At 41.8% G+C, this 17,868-nt stretch carries 16 protein-coding genes and 1 pseudogene; 8 read left to right on the top strand and 9 right to left on the bottom strand.

Going from position 1 to position 17,868, the window contains the following annotated elements; all coding sequences use genetic code 11:
• The first annotated feature begins 323 nt into the window (after window positions 1-323).
• Entirely contained in the window at window positions 324-1,487 is a 1,164-nt protein-coding gene (locus G5S32_RS18600) for a threonine/serine exporter family protein (RefSeq protein WP_165313650.1), read from the top strand.
• 55 nt (window positions 1,488-1,542) lie between these two features.
• On the opposite strand, the gene G5S32_RS18595 is transcribed toward G5S32_RS18600, so the two are convergent.
• Window positions 1,543-1,746 carry an alternative ribosome-rescue factor A gene (locus G5S32_RS18595; RefSeq protein ID WP_165313649.1) on the bottom strand — a complete coding sequence of 68 codons (204 nt, stop codon included), beginning with the start codon at window positions 1,744-1,746 and terminating at the stop codon, window positions 1,543-1,545.
• Between the two features lie 358 nt (window positions 1,747-2,104).
• On the opposite strand from G5S32_RS18595, the gene G5S32_RS18590 reads away from it, so the two are divergent.
• Window positions 2,105-2,314, top strand: coding sequence for a cold-shock protein (locus G5S32_RS18590; protein ID WP_042481129.1), 210 nt, complete (start codon window positions 2,105-2,107; stop codon window positions 2,312-2,314).
• 99 nt (window positions 2,315-2,413) lie between these two features.
• On the opposite strand, the gene G5S32_RS18585 is transcribed toward G5S32_RS18590, so the two are convergent.
• On the bottom strand, window positions 2,414-2,905 hold the full coding sequence (locus G5S32_RS18585; RefSeq protein ID WP_165313648.1) for a hypothetical protein: 492 nt from the start codon (window positions 2,903-2,905) through the stop codon (window positions 2,414-2,416).
• 273 nt (window positions 2,906-3,178) lie between these two features.
• On the opposite strand from G5S32_RS18585, the gene G5S32_RS18580 reads away from it, so the two are divergent.
• Complete coding sequence (locus G5S32_RS18580) at window positions 3,179-3,721, top strand: YaeQ family protein (RefSeq protein WP_165313647.1); 543 nt, start codon at window positions 3,179-3,181, stop codon at window positions 3,719-3,721.
• Between the two features lie 74 nt (window positions 3,722-3,795).
• Here the strand turns inward: G5S32_RS18580 and G5S32_RS18575 are convergent, their stop codons facing one another.
• From G5S32_RS18575 to G5S32_RS18560, 4 genes are all read right to left on the bottom strand, one after another.
• On the bottom strand, window positions 3,796-4,653 hold the full coding sequence (locus G5S32_RS18575; RefSeq protein WP_165313646.1) for a mechanosensitive ion channel family protein: 858 nt from the start codon (window positions 4,651-4,653) through the stop codon (window positions 3,796-3,798).
• Window positions 4,654-4,803: 150 nt separating this feature from the next.
• Window positions 4,804-6,036 carry a peptidase T gene (gene pepT / locus G5S32_RS18570; protein WP_165313645.1) on the bottom strand — a complete coding sequence of 411 codons (1,233 nt, stop codon included), beginning with the start codon at window positions 6,034-6,036 and terminating at the stop codon, window positions 4,804-4,806.
• Window positions 6,037-6,543: 507 nt separating this feature from the next.
• Window positions 6,544-7,503 (bottom strand): DUF4382 domain-containing protein, encoded by a 960-nt coding sequence (locus G5S32_RS18565; RefSeq protein ID WP_165313644.1) that lies wholly within the window; start codon window positions 7,501-7,503, stop codon window positions 6,544-6,546.
• Between the two features lie 295 nt (window positions 7,504-7,798).
• Window positions 7,799-9,160 carry an alpha-amylase family protein gene (locus G5S32_RS18560; protein WP_165313643.1) on the bottom strand — a complete coding sequence of 454 codons (1,362 nt, stop codon included), beginning with the start codon at window positions 9,158-9,160 and terminating at the stop codon, window positions 7,799-7,801.
• Between the two features lie 312 nt (window positions 9,161-9,472).
• On the opposite strand from G5S32_RS18560, the gene G5S32_RS18555 reads away from it, so the two are divergent.
• Complete coding sequence (locus G5S32_RS18555; protein WP_165313642.1) at window positions 9,473-10,129, top strand: DsbA family oxidoreductase; 657 nt, start codon at window positions 9,473-9,475, stop codon at window positions 10,127-10,129.
• Between the two features lie 57 nt (window positions 10,130-10,186).
• Here the strand turns inward: G5S32_RS18555 and G5S32_RS18550 are convergent, their stop codons facing one another.
• Window positions 10,187-10,642 carry a DUF2780 domain-containing protein gene (locus tag G5S32_RS18550; protein ID WP_165313641.1) on the bottom strand — a complete coding sequence of 152 codons (456 nt, stop codon included), beginning with the start codon at window positions 10,640-10,642 and terminating at the stop codon, window positions 10,187-10,189.
• Window positions 10,643-10,803: 161 nt separating this feature from the next.
• Entirely contained in the window at window positions 10,804-13,164 is a 2,361-nt protein-coding gene (locus G5S32_RS18545; protein ID WP_165313640.1) for a Lon protease family protein, read from the bottom strand.
• 203 nt (window positions 13,165-13,367) lie between these two features.
• On the opposite strand from G5S32_RS18545, the gene G5S32_RS18540 reads away from it, so the two are divergent.
• Window positions 13,368-13,862 carry a hypothetical protein gene (locus G5S32_RS18540; protein WP_165314200.1) on the top strand — a complete coding sequence of 165 codons (495 nt, stop codon included), beginning with the start codon at window positions 13,368-13,370 and terminating at the stop codon, window positions 13,860-13,862.
• Between the two features lie 18 nt (window positions 13,863-13,880).
• Here G5S32_RS18540 and G5S32_RS18535 read toward each other — a convergent pair whose 3' ends face one another.
• Window positions 13,881-14,780 carry a LysR family transcriptional regulator gene (locus G5S32_RS18535; protein WP_165313639.1) on the bottom strand — a complete coding sequence of 300 codons (900 nt, stop codon included), beginning with the start codon at window positions 14,778-14,780 and terminating at the stop codon, window positions 13,881-13,883.
• A gap of 120 nt (window positions 14,781-14,900) precedes the next feature.
• Between G5S32_RS18535 and G5S32_RS18530 the strand changes: the two genes are divergently transcribed.
• The 3 genes and pseudogenes from G5S32_RS18530 (at window position 14,901) to G5S32_RS18520 (ending at window position 17,820) form a co-directional block, all read left to right on the top strand.
• Complete coding sequence (locus G5S32_RS18530; RefSeq protein ID WP_165313638.1) at window positions 14,901-15,659, top strand: (Fe-S)-binding protein; 759 nt, start codon at window positions 14,901-14,903, stop codon at window positions 15,657-15,659.
• Window positions 15,656-17,068, top strand: a pseudogene (locus tag G5S32_RS18525) (LutB/LldF family L-lactate oxidation iron-sulfur protein); the annotation flags it as partial. The gene G5S32_RS18530 and the pseudogene G5S32_RS18525, both read left to right, overlap by 4 nt.
• 89 nt (window positions 17,069-17,157) lie before the next feature.
• A complete protein-coding gene (locus G5S32_RS18520; RefSeq protein ID WP_246201119.1) occupies window positions 17,158-17,820 on the top strand; it encodes a LutC/YkgG family protein in 663 nt (220 codons plus the stop codon).
• Window positions 17,821-17,868 lie beyond the last annotated feature (48 nt).

Genomic DNA, 17,868 nt, shown 5'->3' with positions numbered 1-17,868 from the left:
TTAGTCGTTAAATGCACATTCTATATAGCGAGGATAAGGACAAGAAATTGCGAGAAATAGGATGAACAATCGCTCAATAATTAACATATAATTAACCAAAAATATTTTCAAATAAAGTATTTCAAAATGTAACAATTACGCTTAATTTAATATTTCACTATTCGTCATCAGAGTAAAAGCCTGGATACTTATAACTCACGCCAATTAAATACTCTTAAATAGAAACTTTATGTATATTTTCACAACCAAAACTCACTATCCACTCGCCAATTTAGCGCCGCTCTGCTACCTTTACGCCACTTTCATCCCAGCCTTCAAAAACCATGTTGTCTCAACACAGAATTAACAAAATTGTAGAAATTGGCGACACACTTCACCGTAGTGGATGTGCACCGTATAAAGTCGAAAAATACACCCAGTATTACGCAAAAAAACACGGTGTCGATGTTATGATCCAAGCAACGCCTACGGCCATCAATTATCAATTTCCTGATGACAATAACGCGGTGGTAATGAAACGCCATAAGCCAGCGTCGATTAACCTTAGCCTGCTAGCCAACACTATTATCAGAATTAATCGTCCAAGTAGTGAGCCACTGCCAGAGCCCGTTGGATATGCAAATTGGGTGATTGCTTTAGCCAACATGGGAATCCCTCCAGCTTATTTAATGCTAGTAGGAAGCACTCTTGAAGCTGTAGCAATATCGGTAGTTTTAGGGCTCATCGTTTGGTTAAGCCAATTGATTTGCCATTCAAGAAGAGCAATAGCAGCCGAATTTCTTGCTTCAATGCTAACAGGTATATTTGTAGCATTTTTAGCCAGTACAGGATTACCGATTCCGGTATGGGCGCTATGTGTCGCCGCAGTAATTTTATTTGTGCCCGGGTTATCCATTGCAAACTCCCTTGAGTGCTTGGCTTTTAATGATTTAGTTTCTGGTACTAGTTTGCTCGGTCAGAGTGCATTAACGCTTATTAAACTCTTTGTTGGTATAGTCATAGGACTAAACATAGGAGAGGCGATTTGGGGGCAAGCGGTGGCTACAACCTATAAAAATGAGGTACCACTGCTACTGCATATCTTTGGCTTATTCCTTCTATCTGTCTCTATCGGAGTCATTTTCAACGCGAGACCAAAAGACATCCTATTAGGTCTGCCTGTCGCTGTATTGGGGATGTGGGGACCATTTTATCTTGGTTTTGATGCGGGTTGGGTTGTTGGGACGTGGATAACAACTGTCCTTATTACCTTGTACGGTACTTGGCTGGCAAAGAAGATGGAACTAACTGGCTCCATTTACATTGTACAAGGCATCATCATTCTGGTTCCAGGAAGCCGAGTCTTGATCAGTGCGAGCCAATCGGTGTTTGAGCAATCTATATTACCCATTCCAAGTATTGGCTTATCTGCCCTATTTATGTTTTCAGCCATTGTGGCTGGGCAAATTACGGCATATTCCATCTACTCGCCGAAAATAGAGAGATAAAATAGGTAGTTATACAACAGTTAGGTAAAGAAAGAGCCCTATTCAAAATCAGCAATTAAGCGGCTTTTGAATAGGGCTCTTGTCCCTTATGTTTCATTTTACGACTGAAACTTCCTTTTCCTTTTTTCGCTTTCTCAACTTGTTGTCTAAATAATCGACTTGTTACAACAGCTTTCAATGCGTTGTCTTTAATTACACCCCGTCCAAATTCAGTCTCAATAACTTCGTTTGAAAGAGATGTTGATAATGATTTTTTCATCACGCTCTCCTATAAAAATTACGCGTATTCTGCGCCGAATATAAAAAGTGTCAATCACATCATCTAGTCGATAACATTCCATTAATCATTCATGTGAGTTCGGATGACAAATAAATGGTGCTTAGTGCAAAAAAATGATTGAAACTTGTTTCACTGCTTCGACTGACATCAAGATCCGATTGACAAGTTAATTCAATTGCCTAGACTCAAGCTTAGCTAGAAAGAAGTTCTTTGTTTACACATTGTTTCGTTGGATTACTCGTAACTCCCCCGTCGTGTCGTACGCAATAGCAATTTATTTTTCCACGCTATAAGCGCCCTAATCGGCTTTAAAGAAATATGTTTTAGGATACTCAATATGTCTACACCTGTTACTGGTACCGTTAAATGGTTCAACGAAACAAAAGGTTTTGGTTTCATTAAGCAAGAAAACGGTCCTGACGTTTTCGCACACTTCAGCGCAATTCAAAGCGAAGGTTTCCGCACTCTAGCTGAAGGCCAAAAAGTTGAGTTCGTTGTAACTCAAGGCCAAAAAGGCCCACAAGCTGAAAGCATTAAAGTTATCTAATTTTATTCGCTAATCATGCTTTAAGAGCCAGCTTTTGCTGGCTCTTTTGTTTCGAGGAATAAAAAGCATCCCCCCTTTCTTAAAGCAGTATCTAGCTAATTAAATAGCTGAAGACACGGCTACCAACGTTATGATTTCTTTATCAGAGCCATCAGCAGCCCAGGCAAATGTTTTGATAGCCATAACGTTGCTCTTCTCAGACATTAAAACCCATTCCCATTTATAGCCGTCATCCCATGTCAAGACTAGATTGCCTTTATCCGTAATTACCCATTTCAGCGCTTCTGTCGTGCCTTTCTTAGCTTTATAGTATTTGACACTTCCATCAGAGCTGAAGGTTAGTTCACGTGCACCACTATCAGAAAACGAAAAGCTAAATTTCTTGTCTGACAACATATCCTCAGTAAAAATTTCATAGCCACCGCATTGCATCACGGCTTCGTTAAATGTTTCCATTGATATCATTTGGTCTGCAGAATCACCCGTCATGCAGAGGTTAGATAACATAGCCTCTTCTTCTGGTGATTTAGTCGATTGACAACCGGATAAAGTAAGTAGAGCCGCTGTTGTAAGTATGGCTGTATATTTCATTCTAATTCCCTTCTTTATGACGTTGAGCAAAAAACATTAACGAACCATAAGGTTTGGTTAACTATTGTTTGACGTCAAACTTGAGCGATATTTAACACCAATATTTTGAACTAAGTCACATCCACACTTGAGTTGGAAGAATGAAACGCACCATACACTGCAAGAAAAGTACTCGCTAACTCAACCACTTACTTTATACTGTTCGCAAGTAACACAATGCACACGAACATTTCAGCCGTGCTTACCCTGATTTAATGGATAGACAATAAAAATATGGCTCTTAAACCCACTATTTATAAATTTCGAATTGCCTTAACGGATTTGAATCGTGACTATTATGATTCGCTAAATTTGACGGTTGCTTTGCATCCTTCGGAAACCAATGAACGCATGATGGCTCGAATCATGTCATTTTGCTTAAACGCCCACCCGGATTTGCAATTTACTAAAGGTATTTCAACGGCAACAGAACCTGATATTTGGCAACAAAATCTGCAAGGTCGCTCAGAAGTTTGGATTGAGCTTGGCGAGCCTGATGTTGATCGTGTCAAAAAAGCTACACGTATCGCTGATGTAGTAAAGGTTTATACCTACCAAACACGTTCCGATATTTGGTGGAACCAGAACAAAGGCAAGTTTAGCTACCTGCCAGTTGAAATCGTACGTTTCAATCCTGAAGCGATTGATACTCTGTCCGCATCCCCGTCTCGAACTGCAGATCTATCTGTGATGATCACCGGACAATCACTGTTTGTTGAAGGTGATATGGGAAGTCATGAAGTTGCGTTTGAAGTACTACAAAACCTGCCTGAATAGCTCTGAATGATTATTCCATATTATTGAAAAGGTCTGTAACTACAGACCTTTCTTTCAAATACACTTTCCGGCAATTACACTTGAGTTTCCGAAACCGCTTTCGGGAATTTATCTTCATATAACTCCATGAAATCTTTTCTTATTAGTTGTTCCAGATGAGTCGCCTTATCTGTTGGACAAAATATTTTGATGTGCACAACTTGCTCGCCAGCTGCAGTACTGGTGATTTCAACATGTGGGTCTGCACCCGGCAAATCTACTCCTGCATGCTTCTCGATAACACTGTTATAGCGACGCGCCACATCCATGAAATGCGCAAAATGCACTTCAATTCGCTCGTGAATTTGAGGAACCAGTGGAAACAAGTTAACGAAATCGGGAACTACGATCGTAATATCATGAAACACATAGCGCTTCATAAAATTCAGGTTTTTAACCGGATGAATGAAAAACATACTGTTAGGCAACGTTGCTGTCTTGCCAGTGTAGTGATAATGAGCTTTCTGCAGGGCGATTTCTTGAATAACCGTTGCCATCATATTGTGTTCAATAACTTCGCCACTGATAGAACCCACTTCAATCCAGTCACCAATTCGGAATGAACGTGAGCTGGCACGCTGAATCGAACCTGTAAAACACAAAATGATCTCTTTTGAAGCCACTACGATAGCAACAGCAATTGCAGTAACAGACAAAGCAAACTGACTGATTTCTGACTGCCAAAGCATAAAAAGACCAATCACTGCAACTGTGAACGCGCCATTCTTAGTCCGAGACATCCATTTTCTTTGCTTCTCTGTGATAAAAGCGACATCACCACGAATATGTGAAAGAACTAATCGGCGCACCAGCCATACAACAAACAAAATTAGCAAGGTTAACAACATTTTGTGCGCGAATAGAAAATCTATCACCGCATTAAACTTTTCCATAATTCTTCCTACTGCAACAAACCACCGCACAACTTAAGAGCCACAAACCAAAACTAAGTTCTGTCGGTATTGATATAAAAAAGCGTTGGCCACCAACATAGCGCCAACGCTTAAACAAGTATAACCGACCGAAATGGTTGATAAAGCAGTTTATTGTTTATAGTGCAAAGCAGTTTTCTCAGCTACGGTAACAATCACGCTCACAGCCTGTTCCATTCCTTCAATAGTAATAAATTCATGAATGCCATGGAAATTATAACCACCAGTGAAAATATTGGGGCAAGGCAATCCCATAAATGATAAACGAGCGCCATCCGTACCGCCACGGATTGGCTTAATCAGCGGCTCAACACCACAATGTTCCATAGACACTTTGGCCAACTCGATAATGTGTGGATGCGGTTCGACCATCTCTTTCATATTGGCGTAGCTGTCATTAATAACCAGTTCGACGCTGCCTTTCGAAAGCTGCTTATTTAATTCGTCAACTTTCTGCTGCATGAATGCTTTACGAGCGGCCAAACCTTCTCTCTCGAAATCACGCAAAATATAATCCAACTGCGATTTCGCGACACCCATGCATGCAGAAGAAAGATGGAAAAAGCCTTCGTAGCCTTCCGTATTCTGCGGGGTTTCTTCTTCAGGCATCATCAGCACAAAACGAGAAGCGATGTGCATTGCATTCACCATTTTCCCTTTGGCTGTTCCAGGGTGGACACTTACACCATGGCAGATAACTTCTGCTGTGGCTGCATGGAAGTTCTCATATTCAAGTTCACCGACAGGACCACCATCAATGGTATAGGCCCATTCTGCACCAAATTTCTCGACATCGAAGTGGTTCGCTCCACGGCCAATTTCCTCATCAGGAGTAAAACCGATGCAGATATCACCATGTGGAATAGAAGGATCTGCAATGAGCATTTCAATCGCAGTGATAATTTCGGCTATGCCCGCTTTGTTATCTGCTCCAAGAAGTGTATTACCATCGGTGGTGATCAGATTTTTGCCGTGCAATTGATGCAGTTCTGGATACTGAATAGGTGAAAGGACTTCATCGCCTTTACCGAGAGCAATATCACCACCTTGGTAGTTTTCTACAATTTGAGGAACAACATGTTTGCCTGAAGCATCTGGCGAGGTGTCCATGTGAGCAATAAAGCCTATTGCTGGAACAGGGTAATCAACATTTGATTTAAGCTTCGCCATCACATAGCTATGACTATCAATAGTGACGTCACTAAGTCCTAGCTCAAGCAGCTCTTCGTACAAGGCTTGGGCAAACACTTTTTGTCCTGCAGAACTTGGGCAATGATGATTCTTGGGTTTTGATTGAGTATCGTAAGTAACGTAACGTAAAAAACGTTGAATAAGATTTTCCATAACGAGTTCCGCTTTCATTTTAACACGCAGCAATAGAAAACTCTTTGCTACAATACGTATCTCAGCATTTAGTGATACGCAGCTTATTGCATTCCATAGTACGTCTTATTAGAAAGTATGAATTGCTGTAAATCAGTTTTTGATCAGTTTCCTCCCCCCCCTGCACGAGATTAGTCAAATCTGGTTAATCTTGATCAAATTGCAGATACCCTGTAGAGCAGGATATTCGTGTCATAAATAAAATCATCTGTTTCATCTACTACATCTAGTTGGAATTAACATCACAGACCACTAAAAATGCTTAAGGAAAATCATTCATAACTTTGCGGTTTAAGTATTCAGTATCTAGATTTAATATGTCTCCTTATTTTCCCCCTAGAAAATATTTAATGCTGACAACGTCTCACCTCTTTTGAGGTTATGTTGGATCCATTAAGGCTCGAAACAAAAAATCCCCAGTATGCTCAACTGGGGATTTTTATTTACTCATCATTATTTAACGGAGGCTTATTCAATTATTGAGCCCATATCCAAAGTATTACTTCCCGCAGACAAAGACATTGTTGTTATCAGATTTGACGGCTGTGGAATAGTAAGTTCATCGTATTGAATAGAATCATCAGCACTACCATCACATACGAAAGCAACGGTATATTCCCCCGTAGGCAAGTAACCAAATTGGTATGTGCCATCAACTTCACTAACACTAGCAGTTGCATAAGGTGCTACAGCATCGGTTGGAAGAGTCGCACCCTCTACATAATCGCTATCTGTTTGGTCAACCAAATCAATAGGAGTACCTTCTGTACCTTGATATAAGTATACAAAAGTACTTTCTGCGGTCGTAGGACACTCTTCAATGCTCGCATACAAACTTGAATTTACCGTAACTGTTAAGTTAGCAGCTTCGCTGTTGTTTAGAATCGTAACGCCATGCGGTTTGAGAATGTAGCCCTTGTTGGAATCGGTATTACCACGCATAACCAATGATTTACGCAAGTCGAACTCGATTGTAAACGATTGAGTTGCATCCTCAGTTACTTCAAAACCACCAAGTTTCAATTTGTTACTTGGCTGCTTCAAGTCTTGAGTGCCTTCAGCATCAACGACAAAGTTAACATCCGATTCATCACTGATGTGAAGAATAAGATTCTGATAAGTCCCTACAGGAATGGGCTGTTGCGTAATAATTAGAGCAGAATCCTGCCCCTGATAATCCAGTAAATCAATCTGTTCATAGTCATTACTCGGTATTGCTGGTTCTACGTCCAAATGAATAGATTCACCATCACTTTTCACAAGTTCAACTTGCGTAAAGCCTATAGTGACCGAGCTAGCTTCATCTACTGGAGCATCTGACACAGCAAACGAGACATTTGAGGTTCGAGCAGAACCGGAATCATCACTTCCACATCCCGATAGTAATAATACAGGTGCTGTTAAGAGCAATATTGGCAAGACTTTCATTCTTATTACCTTTCACTAATATACTTGTTAACTATAGTTTAGAAATTTCAGAATAAATTAGTTAAATATAATGAATGTCATCGAAAAGACAGCCGAATAAGTCCTGACAAAACGCTAGCAAAAACCAAGCATACATTTAACGAAGTAGGCGCATAGTCACTAGGTACTTTTTTCATATCAAGTAAATGTTTAAGTAAGTCACCCCTGATTGAACTTCTGCTAACTTAAATAGTTTTGCCGCATCTACAGCTAGTCTGTGAATGCGGCTTTTTTATTTGCCAAATACCAATACTTATCACTTACAAAGCATATAGCTACTTATTGGGGCAGCTTCGACGAGCACTTTTACACCGTCGCTAACGAATACTTGTCCACTAAGTAAATCTGTCAGAGCATGGTTCCAGTTAAGCTCAACTTTCTGAGATCTTACGGATTTGTTTATAATCACAATCCCCTTCTCACCGCGGCTAAATACCAATAAATCGTCACTGGCTTCTATCATCACCATCGGAAGTCCGTGCATTTTATTATGAAACTCAATTTGTGCCGTGAGTTTAGGATCTTGCCAAGCATTAAACCAACGCGGCTCTCCCAATTTGTTCGTAATATTACTGGTATCCAAGTCGGTGTAAATTAATGGCACACCACCATCTCGCCCCAAAATATAGCTGTAAGCTAAACTCTCAAGTTCCTCATCCATAACTAACTTAGCAAATACGTCATTATTTGGGATGTCATGGGTAATAGCGAAGGTAATGGCCCGCTCTTTGGATAACGCTTCACCGAAGCAGTAAGGATCGATGAGCCATTTCAAACTGCCCGATTTTTTCAGCGCATTATATACGGTCTGGAAAAGTGGAAAGTCATATGCTCCTAAGCTGGTTTCCGCTAAGTAAGGCTCTAGAAACAGCTGATATTCTTCTTTGGTTGCCCCTCCATCAGTAATGATCTCTCCAAAAATATGTACATCTCTTGTGATCTCCTCGGTCCAAACTTTCTTCAGATGCTCTATTGTCATGTGCTTGGCCGCATCAATTCGGAATCCCTTAACACCTAAAGTTTTAAGTGCTTTGAGATAAGCTTGCTGCATTTCCACTACATGTGGACAGTCTCTAAGTGTTGGTAAGCCTTGATCGTGTGGCCCACCCGTAATTCGGCCATTTTGAACTTGCCATTTGTCTTTCCAATCTTTGATTCCAAATGCTTCGATAAAATCTTCTTCTTTAAACAAAGGCTCAGATAAATCACCAAATAAAATCTGCTTTTTATAGTAGCGAGAAGACTTTTGATACCGCTTCATGTCAGTGCTACTTGGGTATTGAAGATCGAGACGTTTCTTCGATTCATTTGCCATGTGGTTAAACACTACATCTGCATAGGTATGAACACCTAATGCTTTTAAAGCATTGGTCATTTCAATAAAGGATTGAGTGTCACCAAGTTGGTTGTCGATGACTCTGTAATCTTGAGGCTGGTAGCGTTGCCACCATTCCGTACCTTGATCGCTTTTCGCGGACTTCATTGGAGGGGAAACCAGTACGGCCTTATATCCTGCTTCAAATATTGATGAAGCACGTTCAGCAACGAGGGAATAGGGCCAGTCAAATACGTGCAATATAACGTCAGTTGGCTGATGGTCTTTTGGCTGATGGTTCATTTGGATACTCCTTATTACTCAACAAACCGAATGAAAAAGAAACTGAATGCGCGGCTTGCTAGGGCTAACAGCCCTTTGTATTGAACCGAGTATAAAATATTCAATCTTTTTGAAATCCACCTCAGAGTTATTCGCAACGGCGGAGAATGAAGGCGTAGATTGACATATTTCACCTAGGTTTGGTTATCCTTTAACCTCATGTCAGTATAGATGCCTATAATTAAGTAACAGTGCAAACTTGTTTTCATTTACGAGACTCACGGATTTGCTTCCTCTGAACGAGTCAGAATTTTACTTACTATGGAGGATCATATGCGTTCCCTAAGAATAGATATCGTCTCTGATGTCGTCTGCCCTTGGTGCATCATTGGTTATAAGAGCCTTCAAGCAGCGTTAAAGCTGTTGTCAAATGAGATCCAAGCACAAATACACTGGCACCCATTTGAACTCAATCCAACCATGCCACAAGGGGGAGAAAACCTGCGAGATCACCTCACTCGTAAATATGGGACGACCCGAGAAGCAAGTATAGAAGCAAGAAACAAACTGACTCAGTTAGGCGCAGAAGTAGGATTCGACTTCAATTTCTTCGAAGAAATGAGGATTTACAACACAAGAAAAGCGCATCAAATGTTAATGTGGGCAAATCAACATCACAAACAAAATGAGTTAGAACTTGCATTATTTGAAGCGTATTTCTGCCATGAAAAACCGATAGATAATGAAAGTGTTTTAATACAAATCGCGGTTGATATAGGACTAGATAAGGCACAATGTGTACAGGTATTAAGTGATGAATCCTGGGCAAAAGCGGTCGCAAATACAGAACAACAATGGCTACAAGCGGGTATTCACGCAGTTCCCGCCATCATCATTGAGCAAAAACATCTAATTTCTGGAGCACAGACAACAGAAAATTTAGTAAATACACTCAGAAGCATTGCTCACAAAGCTATTTCCACACATTAAGTTAGCCCTCTTTTTCAATGTAAACTTGATGAGAGGGCCTTAAGAAACGCTTCGGAACTAACTAAATAATCCACCGAGCCCTGACAACAATGAGCTGGAGGCACCTTGCGATTGTAAAACTTGAATAATAATTGGTAAAAATTGCCCAATCATTGACGAATCTAAGCCTAACGCAGAAAAACTGCTACTCACTTGATCTGATGAACTGGCTGTCTGCCCGAGAGATGAAAGATTAACGCCACCCAACATTGAAGTTAACTCACTACTTTGTGAAGAAGGAAGAGCGTTTTGCGCATAAGACAACAAAGATGTTACACCACCTGCCGCCTGCTCAGTAGTCACCGGTAACTGAGAGCTCACATTACCAACCAAAGTATTTAATAAACTCGCTTGATTCATCAATTCCATAATTTTTGATGAATTCGTCGAAGCATTTTCTGTTTGCTTCTCAGAAGTTGATTGACAACCCACTAACGCAAGTATCGCTACTAATGCACCAATATGTTTTTTCATAGAAGTCATATCCTGTTTCTAGTACTGATGATAAACAACACCACTCATACTTGAAGATACTAGTGACTAGCCGAAAATTCATTAGACACAGACCTTTTTTTGTTGCCCACGTCTAATGAATCAAAGCAAATTAATTTCAGCTTTTTGAAAAATCACATCAATTATTTTCTTAGCGCATTCAATTTGGCTTGAGCTAAACCGTAAATGCTGTCTACTGGGTAACTGCCATCTTCTGTTGCGACACCCACTTTCTTACCAGTGAAAATTTCAATCGCTTCAGATACATGGCTTATCGCCCAGATATTGAACTCACCTTTTTCTACCGCTTTGACGATATCAGGTCTTAACATCAGGTTGTGTTTATTGGCTTGTGGGATGATCACACCTTGAGAACTATGACGACCTTTAATGCAGCACACATCAAAGAAGCCTTCGATTTTCTCGTTCACCCCGCCAATCGGTTGAGATTCACCAAACTGGTTCATAGAACCGGTAATCGCAATATCTTGACGATTAGGCTGCTTAGAAAATGCCGACACAATCGCACAGAACTCGGCCATACTTGCACTGTCTCCGTCCACACCACCATATGATTGCTCAAACGTAATCGTGGTGGTCAGCGGCACACGTGCCGTACGTCCAAATACCGAATTGAGATATGCAGAAAGAATCATTACACCTTTCGAGTGAATGCTTCCGCCTAAGTCAACACTGCGTTCAATATCGATGATCTCACCGTCGCCATAAGACGTAGTCGCCGTAATACGGTTTGGTGCACCAAACATATGATCTTTTGTTGCCAGCACAGACAGCGCGTTGACCTGACCGATAGCAGCACCGTCAGTTTGAATCAGCGTCGTACCGTTTGAGAAGGTCTCCATAACGCTTTCTTGCAAACGGTTAACGCGCATTTGCTGATTGTTCAACGCTTCTTCAACGTGACTCTGACGAATCATGTTCGAATTCGCCTGCTTGGCGACATAGTTTGATTCACGCAGCAGGTTAGCAATATGCGCAGAATGCAGGGAAAGCTTAGATTGGTCACCCGCCATTCTTGAACTATGTTCGATGATTCGAGCTATCGCTTTGCGGTCGCAGTGCAATAGATTACTGTCGTGAACGATACTGGAAATGAAACGCGCATAGTGAAGTTCTGTATCGTCAGTACGCTTCATTTCATCTTCGAAATCCGCGGTGACTCTAAAGAGTTCACTGAACTCGGGGTCATAGTGCGCAAGCAGTTCGTAAGTACGGTAATCACCAAACAAAATGATTTTTACATCCAGTGGAATAGGTTCTGGATCCAACGACACAGTACCCGTTAGCGTCACCTCTTTCTCTAGCGAAGTGAAACTGATTTGGCGAGAACGCAATGCACGTTTCAAACCATCCCATACGTAAGGCTGTTCTAACACTTTTACCGCGTCCATCATCAATACGCCGCCATTCGCTTTATGCAGGCTGCCAGCACGGATCAATGAAAAGTCGGTGAACACGGTACCTTTATAGGTTGCTGTTTCTATGTAACCGAACAGTGAGTGGTAGTTAGGGTTTTCCTCCACCACAATCGGGAAATTATCATCGCAACGACTTACAAGGACGTTTACTTTGTAACGACGTGGCAGTTTCTTATCTAAAGCAGCGGTTGCAATATCGCCCTGTTCGCCAGCACCTTCCAAAAAGATATCAACATTTTCCAGAATGTCTTTTTGTAGGTCTGTCAGATAGCTTTTGATTTCCGCATACTGCGAATAATCTTGCTTAAGCTGTTTAATGAAATGAGCCACCACATCAAGAGTCACATCATCATTAAGCTTTTTGATTTTTTCAGTGTACGCCTCTTCCCACTCCGTCAAATGACGAACCATGTTACGTAGCGACACTTCCAATTTATCAATCGTCTGACTGAAGTGTTCTTGCTCTTTTTTCGTCAAAGCATCAAAGGTTTCTTCGGTATGTAGCTCTTCACCATTTAAAGCTACAAACTGATATTCGCCTTGGTTAGTGATAGTGAGGCTGATGCCCTTTTCTTTGGCATCTTTAGTGATGTTTTCCAACTCACTTTGTTGCTTTTGGTCGAGCTGATTTTTCATTTTCTCAGCGCGTCCGATATAAAGCTCATTATCGAAAGCTAATGGCATACCGTTCATCAGCTTAGTCATAAGCTTTTCAATATCTTGACGAAATGCGCTACCCACACCACGTGGCAGTTTTAGTACTCGCGGTGTACGAATATCGTCAAAATTAGCGACATAACACCAGTCATATAAGTTATCAGACTCATATTTATGACGAGTGAGATAACGCATGATCATCGTACGTTTACCTAACCCGTTACGACCTATCGCATAGATGTTATAGCCCTTTTCTTTAATCGACATGGCGAACTCAACCGCTTTTTGCGCGCGTTCTTGACCAACGATTTCATCAATTGGGGGTAATTCTTTGGTGGACTTACAAGGCAATTGTTCTAGCTTTGCAACGTGGTAAAGCTGTTCTGCGTTCAGTAGTTGAATAGCCATAGCTCCACTCCTTTGGTTTTATACTTCTTCTTTTGTATATCAAGTCTAGTCATAAAGCTTTGACTTTTTAGTGATTTAGCCCCAGTTACAATGCAAGCGAACAAATAATAAACAATTTTAACAATATTTATTATTGATAATCATTTGCAATTGATAATTTATTGCATTTAAATAAATGCAAATTAGGTCAATGAGAACAAATGATGAACTTGAAACAGTGCTGGGCACACTACACCAAAGCAGAAGAACTTCTAAAAGCCGGTCATTGGCCACAAGCCCATTATCTGTTTGAAGACGTACTGCACAACCTCCCTAATCACATAGAAACCACAGCGAAAGATCCACAAGCAAAACCTTGTCAGCTTGTCTGTCTGATTTCAGGATTACATGATGCCGCGATCCATCAGGCAGAAATATTGAACAATATGGGGCAGCAAAAACGGGCGTTTGATGCACTTAATCAAGCATATGGACTACTGCAATTCATGTCGATTGAACAAAATGAGCTAATCTCGACCGTCTCTTCTGTTCTCGACAAACACAGCACCAACCTGTTACTCCATCTCAGTGCATTTTGCTTAGCTCAAAGAGATGCAAATTGGCAGTTGGAATATCAAGACATTGAAAAAGCTCATCAGTATTTTACCCAACTAAAGCGCTCGTACGGTTTAAGTTTAGAAACACCAACACTGAACTAGATTTGGGCAAATCATAGATTAAAAGTAGTGTGAAATGGCGAGATATCGAGTACGGATATGCTCGATTAACAAACGGACTTTATTTGGTGGCTGACGGGTGAAAGGGTAAACAGCATAGATTCCGAGCTTCTTACCCACCAGCTCAGGGAAAATATCAATCAATTCACCGTTGCGAAAATCATGGTAAACCAGACATCTGGGCACATAAGCGATTCCATGCCCACCCAATGCGGCTTTTCGCAGTGCTGTTGCATTATCCGTTGAGAAAGTACCCGACACTTTTACGATGTAGTTCCCTTTACTTCCTTTGAATTCCCAATCACTTGCCCCTGTAGTTTGGTAAGCGTATTGCAAGCAATTGTGATTGACCAAATCTTCAGGTTTCAAGGGTTTACCATTTCGCGCAATGTATGAAGGAGAAGCGCAGACCACCCATTGAGAATCAAGAATGTGGCGGGCAATCAAACTGGAATCATCCAAATAGCCAGTTCGAATCACTAAGTCAAAACCACCTTCAACCAAATCAACAAAACGATTATCTAACGACATATCTACCGTTAATCCCGGATGCATATTGCAAAACTCCGCCACAGCATCTGCCAAGATCAAATCACCTGAGATTGAAGGAACCGACATCTTAATATGTCCGCTGATGTTCTCGCCAAAACCGGCTACGGCATCCATTGCTTCCTGAGTGGCTTGCTTCACATTTTTGGCACTCGACATCAATGCCTTACCCGCTTCCGTCAGGGTCAATTTACGCGTTGTTCGATATAATAGCTGAACACTCAGCTCCTCTTCCAAGCGAGCAATTCTTTTGCTAACTACTGAATTAGTAAGGTTATTTTGTTCAGCCACTTTGCTAAAGCTGCCAAATTCAACAACTTGAGAGAAGAGTATTAAGTCATCCGCACGCATCAAATTATGTCATTTTTGGAAATAATGAATTTCATTATTTCCCTATATCAAGAAAAAAGAAAGCGCTAGATTCACATTTAATTAACACAACAATTACAAGAACTCCCTTTAGGAGAAGCAATGCGTATCTACCCTGCAAAACCTCAGAAAGTATATTTCTACGCCACGTGCTTGGTGGATTTATTCGATCCGCAAGCCGGACTGGATGCAATGACGCTCTTAGAACAGCAAGACATCGAAGTGCTCTTCGTCGAAAAGCAAACTTGTTGCGGTCAACCAGCTTATACCTCTGGTTACGACGACCAAGCCAAGACGGTGGCATTAAGCCAGATGGCTCTGTTTCCTGAACCCTACCCTGTCATCGTGCTTTCAGGCTCTTGTGGGGGAATGATGCACCATCATTACCGCCGCTTATTCAAGCAAGATGCACTGCAAGCTCAGGTCGACGCTTTCTGTGACCGTGTCTTTGAACTGACCGAATTTTTAGTCAACGTCTGCCGCGTGAAGCTGATTGATAAAGGTGAACCAACCTCCGTCGTCATGCATACCTCTTGTGCCGCTCGCCGAGAAATGAACGTGCATATCACCGCAACCGAGTTGCTTAATCAGCTGCAAGGGGTAGAGCTTCGTATGCAAGATTACGAAAGCGAATGCTGCGGATTTGGCGGTACATTTTCTGTACGTCATCCCAACATTTCTCAAGCCATGGTTGAAGACAAAACCCATCACATAACTCAAACCCACGCTGAGACACTAGTCAGTGCCGATTGGGGTTGTTTACTCAACATCAACGGCGCATTGCAATATCAAGGGAAGGAACTTCAAGGTCGCCACTTAGCCAGTTTTCTTCTAGAACGTACGCAGGGAGAAAAACGATGAGTCAGACTCCGCAGCAATTTCATATTCAGGCTAAAACAGCGCTAGAAGATCCACAGCTACGAGCGAACTTTCGCGGTGCGATGGATTACTTAAGAGATAAGCGCAAAACGGCGTTTGCAGATGCAAAAGAAGAAAAAGCCATTCGCGATTTGGCAGAGTCCATCAGGCAACGTTGTCTAAGCAAGTTGCCATCCTTGCTTGAGCAGCTTGAACAACAATGTACTAAAAATGGCATTACGGTTCACTGGGCTGAAAATCCAAACCAAGCCAACAGCATCATCGCAACTATCGCTCACCGTCATCAGGCAAAAATGATCATCAAAGGTAAGTCGATGGTCAGTGAAGAAATCGAAATGAACCATGAAATGGCCAAGCTCGGCATTGAGTGTTTAGAAAGCGATATGGGGGAATACATAGTCCAGCTTGATGGAGATAAGCCTTCGCATATCATCATGCCTGCGATACATAAAAATAAGCAGGAAGTCAGTGATACCTTCGAAAAGAACTTAGATGGTTTTACACCTACTCTCGATGTTGATGAACTGATTCAAACCGGTCGCACACGCCTTCGTCAAAAATTCCACGATGCCGATATAGGTCTGTCGGGCGTAAACTTCGCCGTCGCCGAAACTGGAACTTTGTGTTTAGTGGAAAACGAAGGCAACGGTCGTATGTCCACCACGATACCTAACATTCACATTGCCATTACTGGCATTGAAAAAGTGGTCGAATTTCTTGCCGACGTGCCGCCTCTATATAGCGCATTGACCCGCTCAGCAACGGGACAAGCCATCTCAACCTATTTCAACATGATTACCTCACCACGTAAGCCAGGGGAAAAAGATGGGCCTCGTGAAGTGCATTTGATATTGCTCGATAACGGACGTAGCCAAGCCTATCAAGATGAGGAAATGCGTAAAACCTTGCAATGTATTCGATGCGGAGCCTGTATGAATCATTGTCCTGTCTACACCAAGATTGGCGGCCACGCTTACGGCACTGTCTATCCGGGACCAATCGGCAAAATCATTTCCCCTCATTTGCTCGGTTTAGAGGCAACAAAAGATTTGGTCACGGCATCAAGCCTTTGTGGTGCTTGTGGTGAAGTTTGCCCAGTGAGAATCCCTATTCCTGAAATGCTGCAACGCCTACGCAGAGAAGCAAAACATGAAGCCAAAACTGGTAACAGAAAAATGGAAGGACAAAACGCGGCGCACAGCAATGTCGAAAGTGTCGCAATGACGGGTTTTACGTTCGCTGCAACTCATCCTACTTTTTACCATTCGGCGACCGCACTGACTTCTAAGATGCAGGCTCTGATACCGAATAAGCTCGGTGCTTGGACACAGTGTCGAACTGCGCCAAAACCAGCAGCGAAAACCTTGCATCAACTGATGAAAGAAAAGCGAGACTCAACAACCCAAGACGTTTCGTCTACAAACAACATCTCTTCTACAAAAAAACATATCTCTTCCAGAACAAACAATGGTGAGGGCAAATGATGAATTCAGCTCGCGATAACATTCTTAGAAGACTCAAAACAGCCAACACGACACCACACAAAGCAGCTGATATTGCATTTGAGCCTTGGGGCTTTGATAAAAGCAAAAGCGAACAAGAGAAAATGGATCGATTTTGTCAGGCAATGACAGCAAGCCACGCTCAAGTCATGCCTATAGAAAGCTCACAAATTGCTTCAACGATTCAGGCACTAAGCTTGGAGAAAGAGTGGCAGCGCGCCGCCATTGGAACTCAAGGTGAATGGCATTCTGATTTTAAGCAAGGCTTGTTAGCGCTAGACGTTATCGAATATCAAAGCGATATTGAGAACTGGAAAAGCGCCTTGTTTCATGAAGTCGATGTGGGTATCACACACGTCCTCGCAGGTATTGCTGACACGGGAGCTTTAGTATTGTGGCCAACAGAGCATGAGCCAAGAACATTGTCATTAGTCCCTCCGTCTCATATTGCGGTGATGAGTGCATCTACACTGCACAATCATTTCCTTGAAGTAATGGAAGAGCAAAATTGGGCTTCGAATATGCCTACCAACGCACTTTTAATATCGGGACCTTCCAAAACCGCAGACATTCAACAAACATTAGCTTATGGCGCACACGGACCCAGCGAACTTATTGTTCTCATTCTGGTAGATAAATAATGGATGAAAGATAAGTAATAGATGACTTAAGTGTTTAGGAAGCAGATA

This window comes from Vibrio ziniensis, assembly GCF_011064285.1.
Classification (GTDB): domain Bacteria; phylum Pseudomonadota; class Gammaproteobacteria; order Enterobacterales; family Vibrionaceae; genus Vibrio; species Vibrio ziniensis.
Note: the sequence above shows the minus strand (reverse complement) of the source record. Positions and strands in the feature narration are given on the sequence as shown.